Raw genomic sequence first — 14,857 nt, 5'->3', positions numbered from 1 at the left:
ATCTTAACCCTAAAAGTAGCTTCGAACCAGCGCTTCAGATACAAGTGTCCATCCGTCAGAAATCACAAAAAACGCTAGTTTGAAAGGGAGCGCCACGATTGCTGGTGGAACCATCATCATCCCCATCGACATCAAAATAGCAGCTACGACCAGATCGATAATTAGAAACGGCAGGAAGATAAGAAAACCAATTTCAAATGCTCTAGATATCTCAGAAAGCAAAAAGGAGGGAATAATAATCGAGAGCGCGGAATCTGCACCAAGAGATTCTAGCTGTGTACCATTCCTTAATTCAGAAAGCGCTTTAAAGGTTTCCGGATCCAGCCGACCTAACATAAAGTTTCGAAAAGGTCCTAAGATGGCATGAAATGAATCTTCAATGCTCATGCTGCCGTTCATTAACGGGGCACCACCCGCCTCCCAGGCTGATTGAAAAACCGGATCCATTACGAAGTAGGTGAGGAATAGTGCAAGACTTACAATTAACATATTTGGTGGAGATTGTTGCAAGCCAATCGCTTGTCGCAATATTGCCAATACTGTAACTATGAAAGGAAATGCTGTAACCATAATTGCGATGGCTGGCGCTAAGCTCAGCACAGTTAGCAAAACGAAGAGTTGCACGGCGCGGGCCGACAACATATCGGGCCCAAGGTACACCTCACCTAAGCCTTGCGGTTCGGCAAAGTTCGGCCAGCAAATAAAAAGCCAGGTGGCTACCAGGGCGCAATATGAAGATTTAGGGCGCGGCACTAAAATCGGCCTTCATAACTGTTCGTTGTCATTAGCGACCTCCAACAAACGCACAGCAAGTTGACCCACGCCGTTTCCTCCAAGTTCCTCTAAAACGCCTTTTGCAATGAGTTTTTCCCCAACAAATAACTCAACGGGATCAGATAAGCTGCGGTCAAGCGTAAGAACGGAATCAACAGACATCGATAGCAATTCATCAATTGTTGGCCTTGCACGACCAACGGTCACCCTCACCTCTATTGGCAGCTTAGAGAAAGAATTGTTTACGGAATCCGCTGCAATGGCATCCATGCCTCTTTGAGTCTTATCCATGCGCTTTGTTTTCCTCTGTCTGTGTTTGGAAAAACTCATTAACAGCCACTTCAATTTTTGAAAGCACCGCAGAAGTGTCGATTCCCACTTCCGTCACGCCAGAGCGAAGGTACACTTGCCCCTCTGCCAAAGTTTGCTCTTCCCGAACTTCAATCGGAATACTGGTGTCCTTTGGTAGAATGCTCTCAACATCTGCACGAGCTTCGGGGGAAACAAGCAAAGTAAGGGGACGCGAGGCAGAGGTCTCAGCCAAGTGTTCGATTTGTTCCCAAATCAGTTGAGGGAGAGCCGCCTTCGCAATTTGAGGCAACAGTTTCTCTGTCGATTGCTTTAAAAGACTCTCGAAACCTTTTAAAATATGGGTGCGCGCTTCGTGATATGTGAAGGAAAGGTCTGTCAGGTTTGTTGCAAAGTCGACTGATAGGCGCTGGTTCTCGGCTGAAAGTGCGCTGGAGGAGTCGTCCCAACCGGCTTTGTATCCTTTTTCGAAGGCGCTGAGGCGGTCGCTTTCTTGATCTTGCGCAGCAACCATTTCACCCTCATTCTCTCTTTTGGACGGAGGTGAATCAAAGTCCTCTAGAACCAAAACAATGGTCATCAAGCTCTCTCCTCGAATGTATCGTCCTCGAGCCAATTTCGGAGGATTTCAACGGTGTCTGGCTGGCGCATCTCAACAAGCGATTTCAATTGTGAAATAGTATCAATTTTTTCTGTCTTTAACTTCATGGCATCACCGTCAGCGTCGACCCCGGTGATATCCAATGATTCTTGAGAAAGTACACCGTTTTTTGTTCTTGCACTTGAAACATTCTGAATCGTCCCCTGGTGAGCGATAAACTGGGTTGAGTCTAATCGATCCGCCAACTGTTGATCTTCCGCATTTTCAATGGGAAAACTCTCAAGTGCTTCCTGTTTAAACTGCGCAGCCCTTGAACCGACAAGAATTGGCCGCACCACGAAGACAGAAATTGCTACTGTAACGATGGCTAAGACGAGCAATTGGATCAGTTGCATTGAATTCGTGTTCATTACCGACAGCCAACTGTTTTCCTGTGCGGACGTTCCTAGCGCGACCAGAGGCTCAAACATCATTGCCTTGACTGAAATTTGATCGCCTCGCGCTTCATCAAAACCTACGGATGCGGACACGAGATCTTGAATGTCACTCAGTTCCTGTTCAAGCGAAGGAGTGCGTTCGGTGTCATCAAAATTCGCAAAGGCCGAACTGTTTAGAAGGACGGCGACTGTCAGGCGCTTGATTGCTCCGGCTTGCCGTTCGACATCGCGTGTGATTTCCGAAATCTCAAAGTTTGTTACTGTACGCGTTTCAGAGTTCTGGGTTTGCGATCCCTCGCCCGGTTGCGCAGCATCCCCTCCAGGCAAATTACTTGCAACTGTAACAGATCCGCCGCCGCCGCTGTTCTGGTCAGAAAAGGTGAGTTCCTCAACGTCTGTGCTTATCGCGACGCGAGATTGAGGGTCAAGGCGACGTTCCCGGATCGTTTCTGTTTCGGTGACTGGATCAATTGCAATTTCCACAACCGAATTCCCGGGACCCAGGCGCGCTGTCAAGAGCCGTTCAACACTTCTTTTGAGCGTAGCTTCTTGGGTCACGCTCCCGTTCTGTAAGCTTCCTGCGGCATTGTTTTGACCGATGATCCGGCCAGACAATGAATCGATGATCGCAACATTTTCTGGGCGCATGCCCTGCACAGCCGAAGCAACTAGAAAGCTAAAAGCTTGAGCTGAAGAATTGGAAATTAACCCAGATTTCGACGTTATCATTACTGACGCCGTAGTTTCTGCCCCGCGTTGAAACGGTCCTCCCATCGGATTGGCTATATGCACCCTAACCTGACGAACCTCGGGGCTTGATAATATGGTTCGGGCCAACTCGCCTTCTTTGGCGCGCCAGTAAGCTGCATCAAACATCTGAGACGTCGTCCCAAAGCCTGACAGCCCGTCAAGCAGTTCGTAACCAGCTCCGCCGGTCAACGGAACACCATTTGCGGCAAGCTGCATGCGCAGGCTGTCGCGTATCCCTGAGGGTACAAATATCCCATCACCGCGGATCGCGTATGTAACCCCTTGTTGTTCGAGCTCTTGGAGGACCTCGCCAGACTGCTTCGCATCCAGACCCGAGTAAAGCAGGGCCAGTGTCGGTGTTGCGGCCATCCTAGACAGAGCAAGAACCGATGCAAAGACGCCGAGGGTTGCGACTATTACGACAAGTTTCTTCCGCATACTTAGAGCGGACCAAATGGCAGCAACATTCTGCACGATCAAAACCCTTTCCAGGAGTGGTTGGTCGCCAACTTGCAAGCACCATGCGCTGACGCGGCTTAACAATCGGTTAGCCACCATGATGTTACGTATCCGCAGGTGGCAGATTCGGAGCAAATCATGACAGACCAATCGCAGGATGCACCTGCAGCATCTAGAAAACCACTTGTTCTTGGGGTGTTGGGCGCAGCTATTCTAGGTGGCGCGAGTTTTTTCTTGAGTAGCACGGGGTTGATTCCCAACCCGCTTGGCGGTGAGGGCTCCGACGATCTAGAAGGCCATCGACCCTCTTTGCAGGCTTCAAGTGAGATAGCATTTGTTCCGATTGAGCCCCTTATGATCAGTCTGACTCGGACAAACCCCATTCGCCAACTGCGCTTGGAAGCTGAACTTGAAGTCTCCTCTGAATATGAAAAAGACGTCGCAGCAATGATGCCCAAAATACTCGATGTCATGAACACCTATCTGCGTGCGATAGACTTGGCCGACATTGAAAATCCAGCCGTTTTGCTTCGCACAAGGATGCAACTCCTCAGGCGTATTCAGGTGACCGTCGGCGAAGGCAAAGTGAAAAGCCTACTCGTCACCAAATTTCTGATTTCATAGGTGTAAAATGGCTCTTATTGCAGACATCTTTCTCATAGCAGGCGCCCTTGGGGCTGCGTTTTACTGCCTGATCCTGTCTCGAAAGCTCAATCAATTTCGAAATCTAGAAACTGGTGTCGGCGGCGCGATTTCCAATCTGTCAAGAGAAGTCAATGAGATGACCCGCGCACTCGAACGTGCCAATTCCGAAGCGCAAGCATCAACATCGTCGCTCGACGAAAGCGCGAAGCGAGCTGAACAAGCGTCCAATGAACTCAGACAGCTATTGGAGCGGGTTGCAGAAATCAGCCCTGTCTCCTCAGATATCCCACCGCCTACACGAGCAGACGTAGCGCAGCCAACTTTTCGACGCAGAAAACTTGTAGCGGCCAGAATGGAGGCAGGTGAATGAGCGTACAGAACCGAGTTCCACGCCGAAGGCCCCATTGGGGAAGCACAACATCAATAATCGCTGCCTTGCTTGTGACCTCCGCTGCAATTCGTCTCGCCGGAGGCACGGCGACAGCCATCGCCCTTGAGGTGGACGGCCTTATGGAGCGGACGACGGAGTATCCCCAATCAGATATTGGATTTGGCGCAACACAAATCGATGAAATCCTACTGGACCTAGAACAGCGCAAAGCCCTTCTTGAGAAAAAAGAGGGCGAACTAGAATGGCGTCGAAAGAGACTTGAAGAACTAAAGCAAGAAGCTGAATCGAGAATGGAGCAACTGGTTAATGTGCAGCAGGACCTAGAAGGAATGATGTCCGTTGCTAGAACAGCAGCAGAAAAAGACGTGACACAGTTGGTATCTGTGTATGAACGCATGAAGCCGAAAGATGCAGCAAAGGTGTTTCAAAAAATGCCGCCTAGTTTCGCGGCTGGATTTCTTGCTCGCATGCAACCTGAAACAGCAGCGAATATTGTTGCGAGTCTGGAGCCGGAAAGCGCCTACTCGATAAGTGTTGTTATGGCAGGAAGAAATATCGAACCCTCTCAAAAATAGCTATCGACTATAATGTGATAATTCTCTTCTGGAATTAAAACGACGGGACACTGAACATGATTGGAATTATTGGCATCGCTATCGTTTTTGTAATGGTTTTTGGCGGATACATCGCTGCCGGTGGCAAAATGGGAATAATACTCAAGGCGTTGCCCTTTGAGTTTATTATGATTGGAGGTGCTGCAATCGGTGCATTCACTATCTCAAACGACAAGTCGTCGATTAAGCATTCAATAGGGGATATTGGAAAGGTCTTTAAGGGTCCAAATTGGCGGCCGGATGACTACAAAGATTTACTGTGCCTACTCTTCGAGTTGATTAGGCTTGCAAAACAGAACCCTGTAGAATTAGAACTCCACATAGAAAACCCCAAAGCATCGTCGATCTTCTCTAAGTATCCAAAGATACAATCAGATTCCGAGGCTGTTGAACTAACTTGTGACACCCTAAGGTCAGCCGCAATGAACTTTGATGATCCTCATCAGGTAGAAGAGGTTTTAGAAAAACGAATTCAAGAGACCTTTCACCATCGAATGCACTCGAGTCACGCACTACAATCCATGGCAGATGGGCTTCCCGCGCTAGGAATTGTTGCCGCAGTTCTGGGAGTTATAAAGACCATGGCTTCAATCGATCAGCCACCAGAGGTTCTTGGTAGACTAATTGGTGGTGCACTCGTCGGTACATTCCTTGGAGTTTTTCTGGCATATGGTTTAGTCGGTCCGTTCGCCGCACGCATGAAGACTGTTATTGAAGAAGATAACTATTTTTATCAACTTATTCGCGAAGTTCTTGTGGCCAACCTTCACAATCATCCAACTAATATCTGTATTGAAGTAGGCAGGCAAAGTGCGCCCGGCCATGTGCGACCAACATTTACAGACCTTGATGAAGCAATTAAATCAACCAAACAGAGTGCGGCATGATAAAAATTGCTCTACTTCTTTCCATTATTACGGCTCTAAGCCCGCTATCAGCTAAAGCTCAAATACTGGTGCGCTCAGGTGAGCACGAGAACTTCTCGCGACTTGTTTTTTACCTCGATTCTCCTGCTGAGAATTGGAAGATAGAGAAAAGTAAATCTGGAGTTCGACTGGTATCACCACCTAATTCGCGAGCGCTACAATTTGATCTGTCTTCTATTTTCGAATTCATTCCGAGAACTCGTATTACCGATGTATTTCGATCTTCAGAGGGACTTGAAGTTATTTCAAGCTGCAAGTGCAAGATGCATGCATTCGCGCATGATCAAAGCACACTCGTTGTCGATGTCCGTGACAGCGATAACTTGAATACACCAAGACATAGTGGACTTATTGCTTCAACCGCTAGTGACCTAAGAGAGCCACTTCCCAGCAGTTCGCTGCCGAGTGGTTTCGTCACAACGAAGTCAATCGATCTGCAACGGGCCCCATCACTAGTAGGATTTATGCCGGGTGCACTATCCAAAACCCTACCCAAAAACTTCAAAATACTTCGTGCAATTTCTGAGAATGTCGCGGGTGGAATTCTTTCACCAACTCCCCAAGAACGATCCTTAGGCGGAACAAGTCTCATAGACCAAGGGATTGTTATCTCCAATGCGCTCGACGCATATCCTGCGACATCTGCTGCCACAATGAAATCAGAAGACATCTGCCCTACACTGGACTTCATGAATTTGAAAAATGCCTCTATGCAACCCGGCGAACAATTATTCGCGCTTGCGATTGCAATGAAGAATCTTGCTTCGGAAATTGATAACCCCACAGAGGAAACTGTGCTTGAACTCTTCAATACCTACCTATTACTCGGGTTTGGCGCAGAGGCGAAATTGGTTCTGTCTACATTTTCGAATAAAGAATCGGACGTTCAATTTCTAGACCCAATTGCGGATATTGTAGACACCCCAGGAAATCCGAATGCGGCCTATCCAATCGAGTTTATTTCCTGTTCTGGTATGGCATCAGTTTGGGCATTTTTGGCTGCGCCTCCCACACAACTTACTCGGTACGATTTCGACGCTCAAAGCCTGCTGCGAACGCTGTCGGCCCTGCCAATTACGCTTAGATCACATCTGGCACCTTCTATCGCGCAGAAATTCACGGATATCTTCCGCCCTGAAGATGCATCACTTGCTTTGGCCTCAGTGGGACGCGCAAGCGTTTCATCTACAACCCAATTTGACCCAATAGAACGGCCCCCCCTCGCCGACCAACAAGTGGGCGCTCGACACGAAAGAGCTCAGACAGGTATTCCGAGTAGATGGCAAGGCGAGCTAGCAAACGAACATTTCGGTGACACTGTGTTGGAAGTTATCACCAATTCTAGATTGGACCTCTCGGACCGTATATTCATTGAGGCATCTATCAAGGATTCACCAAACCAAGAGAGCCAACTGGAGGCAATTGCATTCTACACTCAGAGCCTTTCAAAGAAAGGTCAGGCAACAACTGCGCTGTCGTATCTAGACCAACTGCAAAGCGAAACTAAGTTATTGCCCGCTTCACTGCATCCCGTGTTTGAAGAAACTCTTTCATCGGTTGCTGAAACCGCGACACGCGGAGAGATCTTGGCGGTCTCTGCATCACTTCATAACCGAACTTGGTTCACTGAATTGAACGGTTCCGGAAAGGATAATTTTCTGAAACGCGTTGCTGAGATTAAACAAGAATCTGGACTGCAAGCAGCCGAAATGGATAATGGAACCGGTTTAGAGGACTCCAATGCTTTGACTATCCGAGGGAACGTTATCGTAAATCCGACATTAGATGACACTTCCCATAGTGCGGTTGAAAGTGACGCGCTATACGATGATACTTCCAACGTGCGATCAACTCATGAGTCAGCTCTGAACGAAGTGCTCGCTCGAGGCGAGCGTTCTTTGGCCGAAGCTGTGGCTATCAGAGACAGAATGGATACGCTTCTTACGAATTGGTGAGCAACCCTATTGATTGTCACTGAGAACTGACCCGGTATTTTCACCGAGATTTGACCCACCCTCAGTTATGCGCCGTTGTCTATGACGTGGTCAATGTTTTGGTCTCCTTTCGTATTTTCCTCGCTGCTTCAGAGCTGGCCTTGAAGCGGTAGCAGCCGTTGCCGGTTTCCAGGATGTGACAGCGGTGTGTGAGGCGGTCGAGGAGCGCGGTGGTCATCTTTGCGTCACCGAAGACCTGTGCCCATTCCGAGAAGCTGAGGTTTTGGTTATGATTACGCTGGTGCGCTCATAAAGCTTGCTGAGCAGATGTCTGCAATGCCAGAGCTTCTGGCGGATCAACCTCTGGGTGATGTGTCGGTCTGCGGTCGATCAATCGGTGCAGCAGGTTCAGGATATGTGTCTCGGTGGGGACGCCTGCTTCAAGTGTCAGCTCCACTGCGCACAGGGCGTCTGCCTCGCTGTGCTGGAGAACCAGTGAGAGGATGTCGAGCATTTCCCTGTCACCGCCGTCCTTGAGTAGCATGTGATCCTGCAGACGGCGGAAGGCATCCGGCATCTCCGTGAACGGTGCGCCATTGCGCAGGGCACCAAATTTGCCCTTCACAACAGAAAGATAGTGGCTGTCCATTGCTTTGAAGCGGGCATTGATGTCGCGATGTTTGCCGCGCCCCACGCGATCCACCGCCGTCTTCATGTTGTCATAAATCCCACGGCTCGGCACGCCGCCAAACACAAGGCAAGCATGCCAGTGCACATCGAACAGCATCTCATGGGTTTGTAGAGGGTACGCGCGCACCAGAAACGCTCGGCTGTGCGACAGGTCCAAGGTGGGCGACCTGCAGCTTGACCCTGTCACCGCCAATATTGGCCCAGTCCTCGCTCCAATCGAACTGGAAGACTTCACCCGGCTGGAACACCAGAGGCACATAGGTGCCGCGCCCCGTCGTCTGTTCAGCGCGATGGTGGTCGTCACGCCAAGACCGCGCAAAAGCCGCGACGCGTTCATAGAAGCCGTCATATCCCAGCTTCACGAGATCAGCATGCATCTGCTTCACCGTTCGCCGCTCTTTGCGTGACTTCCGAGTCTGGATCAGAAGCCATGCAGACAGCCGATCCGCATAGGGATCCAGCTTGCTTGGACGCTTGAGCGTCTTGAACTTCGGCTCTACAGCGCCTTGGCGCAGGTACTTTCTGATGGTGTTGCGAGACAGCACGGTGCGCCAAGAATTCTCGCGGATTGGTATTTTGCCACGCAATGCCCCGCGTTTGATAACACTCAAAAATCCCATGTCGATCACTCCAAATCCCGCGGCCGAATCCGTCGGGGAAACGTGTTCATATGGGTCAATTCTCAGTGACGATTTGGCGGGCATACCGGGCCAGTTCTCAGTGACAATCAACACTCTACGACATCGAGCGCGAAATCGCAGGTCAACTAGCAAATACGCGCTTTGCTGCACGTCAAAAGTCGAGCAAGCCAAAGGTTGAGGCCTTCAAACTCTGGCCCGAACAACAACTGACGCGGACCCCCGGCAAGAGCGATCTGGCAAAAGCCTTTCGCTATGGCCTTAGCCGTTGGCCGTCGGTCTGTCTGTTCCTTGAGGATAGTCGCGTGGCTATCGACAACAACGCCGCCGAGCGAGAGGTGCGCCCAATTGGGATCGGCCGGAAAAACTGGCTATTTGCAGGGGCCGACACCGGCGCGGAAACCCTGGCACGTGCGATGAAGAGCATCGAAACAACCAAAGCAATGGCCTCGCCCCCCAAACCTACCTCGCAGACCTTCTCGACCGCATCCACGATCTGCTGCCGTGGAACTGGACCACCACCTAAACCGCGGTATCAATCGGGCGGTTACGTTGGAACAGCGGATCAAGGAGATTTGCGAGACACGTGTGCGGTTCGGCTATCGGCGCGTCCATGGGCTTCCGCGCCGGAAGGGTTGAGAGATCAACGCGAAGAAGACGTATCGTGTTTACAAGGAGTTGGGCATGCAGTTGCGCAATAAGACCCCAAAACGCCGTGTGATGGCAAAGCTTCGCGAAGGCCGTAAAGAGGCCGTAAATCCAAATGATGTTTGGGCAATGGACTTCGTGCATGATCAGCTGGCCACAGGTCGCAAGATACGCATCCAGCCCGTCTGTGTGATCAAAGGGAGGAAAAACGAGCCTCAAGCGGGGACACGTCCGGTAGCACAGCAGCAACCTGCAGGCTCTCGTTATGAATGAGCCACCGGCGTGGAGCAGGTCACACACACCCTTACCTAGGGGCAACGCCGACTGCTGCCATACTGTGACAATCAAAGCCAAAGTCGCCACCGTTTGGGTAGTAATTTGGATTGATCCCTTCTACAGAGACGCCAAACAGCTGGAAGGTGACGCGTGGCAACTGTGCGATTAACGGGCCTTCGGGCCGAATGGCTTGGAAATGTAAAAGGCGACTTGCTTGCGGGTCTTGTCGTTGCACTTGCGCTGATTCCCGAAGCGATTGCGTTTTCGATCATAGCCGGCGTCGACCCGAAAGTGGGTCTGTACGCATCCTTTTCGATTGCCGTTTTGACGGCGATCGTCGGAGGCAGGCCGGGTATGATTTCGGCGGCAACAGCGGCGACAGCGGTCTTGATGGTCACTCTCGTGCGGGATCATGGTCTGGAGTATCTGCTGGCCGCGACCGTACTCGCCGGCCTTCTGCAAATAGGTGCCGGGGTTCTAAAGCTGGGGAACGTGATGCGTTTTGTGTCTCGTTCGGTAATGACCGGTTTCGTCAACGCATTGGCGATCTTGATCTTTTTGGCGCAGTTGCCCGAATTGATCAATGTCGGGTGGGTGACGTATGCCATGGTGGTCGCGGGGCTTGTAATCATCTACGGTGTTCCAAGATTGACCACAGCCGTGCCTTCGCCATTGATCACAATCGTCGTTCTGACTTTGCTGTCCGTTCTGCTTGATCTCGATGTACGTACGGTCGGCGATATGGGCGAATTACCTTCGACCTTGCCTGTATTCTTGATCCCGGACATTCCACTGACGTTGGAAACGCTTCAGATCATTTTACCTGTTTCTGCTGCAATTGCAGTGGTCGGGCTTTTGGAAAGCCTGATGACGGCGCAACTGGTTGACGATCTGACCGATACGCCGAGCGACAAGAATCGCGAGTGTATTGGCCAAGGTGTTGCCAACACGGCGACTGGCTTTATTGGCGGTATGGCTGGTTGCGCGATGATCGGCCAATCCATGATCAACGTGAAATCTGGTGGGCGTGGGCGATTGTCCTGTTTCGCGGCTGGGGTGTTCCTATTGATCCTGATCGTTGGATTGGGCGATTTCGTTGCAATCATCCCGATGCCGGCGCTTGTGGCTATCATGATCATGGTGTCCATCGGCACCTTCTCATGGTCATCGGTCAAATCGTTGCGTGAACACCCGGCAAGCTCATCGATCGTTATGCTGGCGACGGTTGTGACCACTGTGTTCAGCCACAATCTGGCCATCGGCGTTCTGACGGGCGTGTTGATGTCCGGCATCTTCTTCGCCGGCAAGATTGCGCAAATTTTCCGAGTGACGTCGACGTTGTCGGCGGATGAGCGCGAACGCACCTATGTCTTTGAAGGGCAGCTGTTCTTTGCCTCGGCTCAAGATTTTTCAAACTCTTTCGACTTTGGTGAGGCTTTGGAGCGCGTTGTGATTGATGTCAGCCGAGCCCATATTTGGGATATCTCGTCTGTCGCCGCGCTTGATATGGCGGTTCTCAAGTTCCGCCGCGAGGGCGCAGATGTCGAGATCATCGGGATGAACGAAGCGAGCGAGACGATCGTCGATAAACTCGCACTGCACGATAAGCCCGGCGGGCTCGACAAATTGATGGATCACTAAGGAGTTCCCATGTCCGAACTGATCGCGCTGGTGGATGGCTCCACCTATTCTGAAAGCGTCTGTGACCATGCGGCTTGGGCGGCGACCAGGCTGTCCAGCTCGGTCACGGTTGCTCATATTCTTGGCCATCGGCAAGGCGTAAAGGCCGATTTAAGCGGGAACATTGGTCTTGGTGCTCGCACTGCCCTGCTAGAGGAATTGGCAGAGCTCGACAAAGCCAAGGCACGGTTGGCGCAGAAGCGTGGCCGTGCGATCCTTGAGGATGCCAAAGCGCGGATCGAAGCACAGCGCGTCGATCTTGTTGAAACAAGGCTGCGTAACGGCGATCTCGTGGAAACACTGCATGAGATGGAAGAAAACGCCGAACTTGTTTTGATTGGCAAGCGTGGAGAGGCGGCCGATTTTGCCAAGCTGCATCTCGGGTCGAACCTTGAGCGTGTTGCGCGTTCGACAAAGAAACCCATCTTGGTGTGCTCTCGCAATTTCCGGCCGATCAAGCGCGTTCTGATCGCCTTTGACGGCGGTGCAAGTGCGATGAAGGCAGTGGAATACGTTGCGCGCAGTCCACTTTTGGCTGGGCGCGCGATGACCGTCCTTTCGGTTGGAAATGACACCCCTGACGTTCGCCGCAAACTGGAAGGCGCCGCAGCCCTCTTAAGTGGCGGTGGGTTTGAAGTGGAAATCGACATTTTGCCGGGGCAAGCTGACGAGGTTATTTCCAAGCGGGTCACGGCGGGTGACGCTGATCTGGTTGTCATGGGGGCATTCAACCACACGCGGATTCGCAGCCTTATCATTGGCTCAACCACAACAGAGTTGGTCCGGTCCTGTCAGGTGCCGATCCTGCTGTTCCGCTGACCGTAATGAACGAAGGCCCCGGACACTACGTTGTTTTGCGGTACGGCCGAAAAGAGCCTGACGCGCTTTTGGATGCTGTCGCGGAAATTGGCGGGCCGATACAACATATGTCGGCAGGATCACTACGCCTTTCCGGGTATCCGGAAACGGCCCGGCGCGCGGCTGAATCGCTTGAAACGGCGAGAAAGCAACCCAAAAGCGGACTGCACCGCGCACTGAAGCGGCGGCTTTATGCGCATCAGTACAATGCGTTCCGGCACCGCTTTGAAACAATGCCGCGTTCAGTTGCCGTTGCTTGGAACGGGATCACAGGCACACGGGCTGCGTTTATGGCGGCCGCCCGTGATGCGGGCCGCCCGTGCCTTTATCTTGAGCGTGCGCCACTGCCGGGCCGGATCACCGTGGATCCTGTCGGGGTCAATCAAACCGGAAGCATCCCGCGAGAGCCGCACTTCTATCGTGATTGGGCCGCTGAAATCCCCCAGCGGCAGGGCGCAAGCTGGCGCGACATGGCGCCGAAATTGGTTGCCCGCGCCCCTAAGAGGTCCGATGTCACGCAAGGAAAAGGGCGTGAAGGCTTGGCCGATAGCCCCTTTGTCTTTTGTCCGCTTCAAGTTCCGGATGACACTCAAATCACTCAGTTCTCTGGCTGGGTTCAGACCCTTGATGGGTTTCTTGACGCCGTATCGTCTGCCGTGGCCGCGCTTCCCGATGGGTGGCATCTGCGTTTTAAAGAGCACCCATCTTCCAAGATATCCCTGACGGAAGCTTTGGCCCGGATCACGGACAAGCATGGGCCGCGGGTCGTCGTTGATAACGCAACGGACACCTTTGAACAGGTCGCGGCATCGCGCGCGGTCGTAACACTGAATTCCTCTGTCGGACTACAGGCGTTCTTTTTCGACAAACCTGTGATCGTTCTGGGGCAGGCGTTTTTCCGGATAGAGGGCTTGGTCGCTCCTGCGGACAGTGCCGAACATCTCGCAGACATATTTGCGCGAATTGACATGCTCGCATTTGATGCGCCCCTCAGGGACGTGTTCATGAATTACCTCGATCAGGTCTACTATCCGAGGGTCGAAACCGGCGCAGATGGCACGGTTCGCGTCGTGCCAGACCTTGTGTTGCCCAAACTGCCCTATCCAGCAGCCTGACAAGCGATAGCGCGACACCCCCCTTTCGCGCGGTACGCATGTCGGTTATGTGGCGTGCGTCGCAGACAAAGGAGACCCGGCCAATGGGCTATAACGTCGTCGTCGTAGGTGCCACAGGTAATGTGGGCCGCGAAATGCTCAATATCCTCGCGGAACGTCAGTTCCCCGTGGACAAAATCGCAGTGCTTGCCTCGCGCAAATCGCTGGGAACCGAAGTGAGCTTTGGCGATAAAACACTCACGACGCAGGATCTTGACACATTTGATTTCACCGGTTGGGACATGGCTTTGTTCGCTGTGGGATCGGAAGCGACCAAAATCTATGCGCCGAAGGCCGCCAAAACCGGCTGTGTCGTCATCGATAACTCGTCGCTGTACCGGTACGACCCGCAGGTGCCACTGATCGTTCCCGAGGTGAATGCCGACGCGATTGTCGGGTATTCGGCCAAGAACATTATCGCGAACCCGAACTGTTCGACTGCACAAATGGTTGTCGCGCTGAAGCCGCTGCATGACCGTGCGCGGATCAAGCGGGTCGTTGTGTCCACCTACCAGTCCGTGTCAGGCGCGGGCAAAGAGGGCATGGATGAACTTTGGGACCAGACAAAGTCCATCTATAATCCGGTAACGGAGGTTCCGCCCAACAAGTTCCAGAAGCAGATCGCCTTCAACGTGATTCCGCAGATCGACGTGTTCCTTGAGGACGGATCGACCAAGGAAGAATGGAAAATGGTCGCTGAAACCAAGAAGATTATGGACAAGTCGATCAAGGTCACGGCGACCTGCGTTCGGGTTCCGGTTTTCGTGGGTCATTCAGAAGCGATCAACATCGAATTCGAAGATCATCTGGACGAAGAGGAAGCGCGAGATATCCTTAGGGAGGCGCCTGGCATCATGGTCGTCGATAAGCGCGAGCCCGGAGGATACACAACTCCGATCGAATGCGTCGGCGATTATGCGACTTTCATCAGCCGGATCCGCCAGGACAGCACGATCGACAACGGGATTAACCTGTGGTGCGTGAGTGACAACCTGCGAAAGGGGGCGGCCCTCAATGCGGTGCAGATCGCCGAAACTCTGGGGAACAGGGTACTTAAGAAAGGCTAAACTTGC

13 protein-coding genes and 4 pseudogenes are annotated in these 14,857 nt (G+C 52.1%); 11 read left to right on the top strand and 6 right to left on the bottom strand.

The window, feature by feature from the left end; translation table 11 throughout:
* Positions 1-9 precede the first annotated feature (9 nt).
* Genes fliP through fliF form a run of 4 tightly spaced genes read right to left on the bottom strand, consistent with a single transcriptional unit; the run spans position 10 to position 3,345 of the window.
* Positions 10-753 carry a flagellar type III secretion system pore protein FliP gene (gene fliP / locus E2L05_RS11940; protein WP_243721955.1) on the bottom strand — a complete coding sequence of 248 codons (744 nt, stop codon included), beginning with the start codon at positions 751-753 and terminating at the stop codon, positions 10-12.
* Between the two features lie 12 nt (positions 754-765).
* Positions 766-1,065: a FliM/FliN family flagellar motor switch protein gene (locus E2L05_RS11935; RefSeq protein ID WP_243721954.1), complete on the bottom strand. Its 300-nt coding sequence runs from the start codon at positions 1,063-1,065 to the stop codon at positions 766-768.
* Positions 1,058-1,663 (bottom strand): flagellar biosynthesis protein, encoded by a 606-nt coding sequence (locus E2L05_RS11930; RefSeq protein ID WP_133343135.1) that lies wholly within the window; start codon positions 1,661-1,663, stop codon positions 1,058-1,060. The genes E2L05_RS11935 and E2L05_RS11930 overlap by 8 nt, the downstream gene beginning before the upstream one ends.
* Positions 1,663-3,345: a flagellar basal-body MS-ring/collar protein FliF gene (gene fliF / locus E2L05_RS11925; protein ID WP_133343157.1), complete on the bottom strand. Its 1,683-nt coding sequence runs from the start codon at positions 3,343-3,345 to the stop codon at positions 1,663-1,665. The genes E2L05_RS11930 and fliF overlap by 1 nt, the downstream gene beginning before the upstream one ends.
* A gap of 123 nt (positions 3,346-3,468) precedes the next feature.
* Between fliF and E2L05_RS11920 the strand changes: the two genes are divergently transcribed.
* Genes E2L05_RS11920 through E2L05_RS11900 form a run of 5 tightly spaced genes read left to right on the top strand, consistent with a single transcriptional unit; the run spans position 3,469 to position 7,861 of the window.
* Positions 3,469-3,954 (top strand): flagellar basal body-associated FliL family protein, encoded by a 486-nt coding sequence (locus E2L05_RS11920; protein ID WP_133343134.1) that lies wholly within the window; start codon positions 3,469-3,471, stop codon positions 3,952-3,954.
* Between the two features lie 7 nt (positions 3,955-3,961).
* Positions 3,962-4,345: a hypothetical protein gene (locus tag E2L05_RS11915; protein ID WP_133343133.1), complete on the top strand. Its 384-nt coding sequence runs from the start codon at positions 3,962-3,964 to the stop codon at positions 4,343-4,345.
* The gene (locus tag E2L05_RS11910) at positions 4,342-4,941 is read left to right on the top strand and encodes a MotE family protein (protein ID WP_133343132.1); all 600 of its coding nucleotides are present in this window, start codon (positions 4,342-4,344) and stop codon (positions 4,939-4,941) included. The genes E2L05_RS11915 and E2L05_RS11910 overlap by 4 nt, the downstream gene beginning before the upstream one ends.
* 56 nt (positions 4,942-4,997) lie before the next feature.
* A complete protein-coding gene (gene motA / locus E2L05_RS11905; protein WP_133343131.1) occupies positions 4,998-5,867 on the top strand; it encodes a flagellar motor stator protein MotA in 870 nt (289 codons plus the stop codon).
* Positions 5,864-7,861: a hypothetical protein gene (locus E2L05_RS11900; protein ID WP_133343130.1), complete on the top strand. Its 1,998-nt coding sequence runs from the start codon at positions 5,864-5,866 to the stop codon at positions 7,859-7,861. The genes motA and E2L05_RS11900 overlap by 4 nt, the downstream gene beginning before the upstream one ends.
* 79 nt (positions 7,862-7,940) lie before the next feature.
* Here E2L05_RS11900 and E2L05_RS11895 read toward each other — a convergent pair.
* Positions 7,941-8,170 (bottom strand): annotated as a pseudogene (locus E2L05_RS11895) (ATP-binding protein); the annotation flags it as partial.
* Positions 8,148-9,150: pseudogene (istA, locus tag E2L05_RS11890) on the bottom strand (IS21 family transposase). The pseudogenes E2L05_RS11895 and istA, both read right to left, overlap by 23 nt.
* 113 nt (positions 9,151-9,263) lie before the next feature.
* Between istA and E2L05_RS11885 the strand changes: the two are divergent.
* From E2L05_RS11885 to E2L05_RS11860, 6 genes and pseudogenes are all read left to right on the top strand, one after another.
* Positions 9,264-9,694: pseudogene (locus E2L05_RS11885) on the top strand (IS66 family transposase); the annotation flags it as partial.
* A 23-nt stretch (positions 9,695-9,717) separates the two neighbouring features.
* Positions 9,718-10,002 (top strand): annotated as a pseudogene (locus E2L05_RS11880) (IS3 family transposase); the annotation flags it as partial.
* Positions 10,003-10,251: 249 nt separating this feature from the next.
* Positions 10,252-11,733, top strand: a complete 1,482-nt coding sequence (locus tag E2L05_RS11875) for a SulP family inorganic anion transporter (protein WP_133343156.1) — start codon at positions 10,252-10,254, stop codon at positions 11,731-11,733.
* Positions 11,734-11,742: 9 nt separating this feature from the next.
* Positions 11,743-12,591, top strand: a complete 849-nt coding sequence (locus E2L05_RS11870; protein ID WP_133343129.1) for a universal stress protein — start codon at positions 11,743-11,745, stop codon at positions 12,589-12,591.
* Positions 12,592-12,596: 5 nt separating this feature from the next.
* On the top strand, positions 12,597-13,745 hold the full coding sequence (locus tag E2L05_RS11865; RefSeq protein WP_133343128.1) for a capsular polysaccharide export protein, LipB/KpsS family: 1,149 nt from the start codon (positions 12,597-12,599) through the stop codon (positions 13,743-13,745).
* Positions 13,746-13,828: 83 nt separating this feature from the next.
* Positions 13,829-14,851 (top strand): aspartate-semialdehyde dehydrogenase, encoded by a 1,023-nt coding sequence (locus E2L05_RS11860; RefSeq protein ID WP_133343127.1) that lies wholly within the window; start codon positions 13,829-13,831, stop codon positions 14,849-14,851.
* Positions 14,852-14,857 lie beyond the last annotated feature (6 nt).

Source organism: Meridianimarinicoccus aquatilis, from assembly GCF_004358675.1.
In the GTDB taxonomy this organism is placed as follows: domain Bacteria; phylum Pseudomonadota; class Alphaproteobacteria; order Rhodobacterales; family Rhodobacteraceae; genus Meridianimarinicoccus; species Meridianimarinicoccus aquatilis.
Note: the sequence above shows the minus strand (reverse complement) of the source record. Positions and strands in the feature narration are given on the sequence as shown.

What these genes read in the sequence shown, in the direction of transcription:
- E2L05_RS11865 (WP_133343128.1), top strand. Translation starts at nt 12,597, where the DNA reads ATGAACGAAGGCCCCGGACACTACGTTGTTTTGCGGTACGGCCGAAAA.
- E2L05_RS11930 (WP_133343135.1), bottom strand. Translation starts at nt 1,663, where the DNA reads ATGACCATTGTTTTGGTTCTAGAGGACTTTGATTCACCTCCGTCCAAA.
- E2L05_RS11910 (WP_133343132.1), top strand. Translation starts at nt 4,342, where the DNA reads ATGAGCGTACAGAACCGAGTTCCACGCCGAAGGCCCCATTGGGGAAGC.
- E2L05_RS11860 (WP_133343127.1), top strand. Translation starts at nt 13,829, where the DNA reads ATGGGCTATAACGTCGTCGTCGTAGGTGCCACAGGTAATGTGGGCCGC.
- E2L05_RS11935 (WP_243721954.1), bottom strand. Translation starts at nt 1,065, where the DNA reads ATGGATAAGACTCAAAGAGGCATGGATGCCATTGCAGCGGATTCCGTA.
- E2L05_RS11900 (WP_133343130.1), top strand. Translation starts at nt 5,864, where the DNA reads ATGATAAAAATTGCTCTACTTCTTTCCATTATTACGGCTCTAAGCCCG.
- E2L05_RS11920 (WP_133343134.1), top strand. Translation starts at nt 3,469, where the DNA reads ATGACAGACCAATCGCAGGATGCACCTGCAGCATCTAGAAAACCACTT.
- motA (WP_133343131.1), top strand. Translation starts at nt 4,998, where the DNA reads ATGATTGGAATTATTGGCATCGCTATCGTTTTTGTAATGGTTTTTGGC.
- E2L05_RS11915 (WP_133343133.1), top strand. Translation starts at nt 3,962, where the DNA reads ATGGCTCTTATTGCAGACATCTTTCTCATAGCAGGCGCCCTTGGGGCT.
- E2L05_RS11870 (WP_133343129.1), top strand. Translation starts at nt 11,743, where the DNA reads ATGTCCGAACTGATCGCGCTGGTGGATGGCTCCACCTATTCTGAAAGC.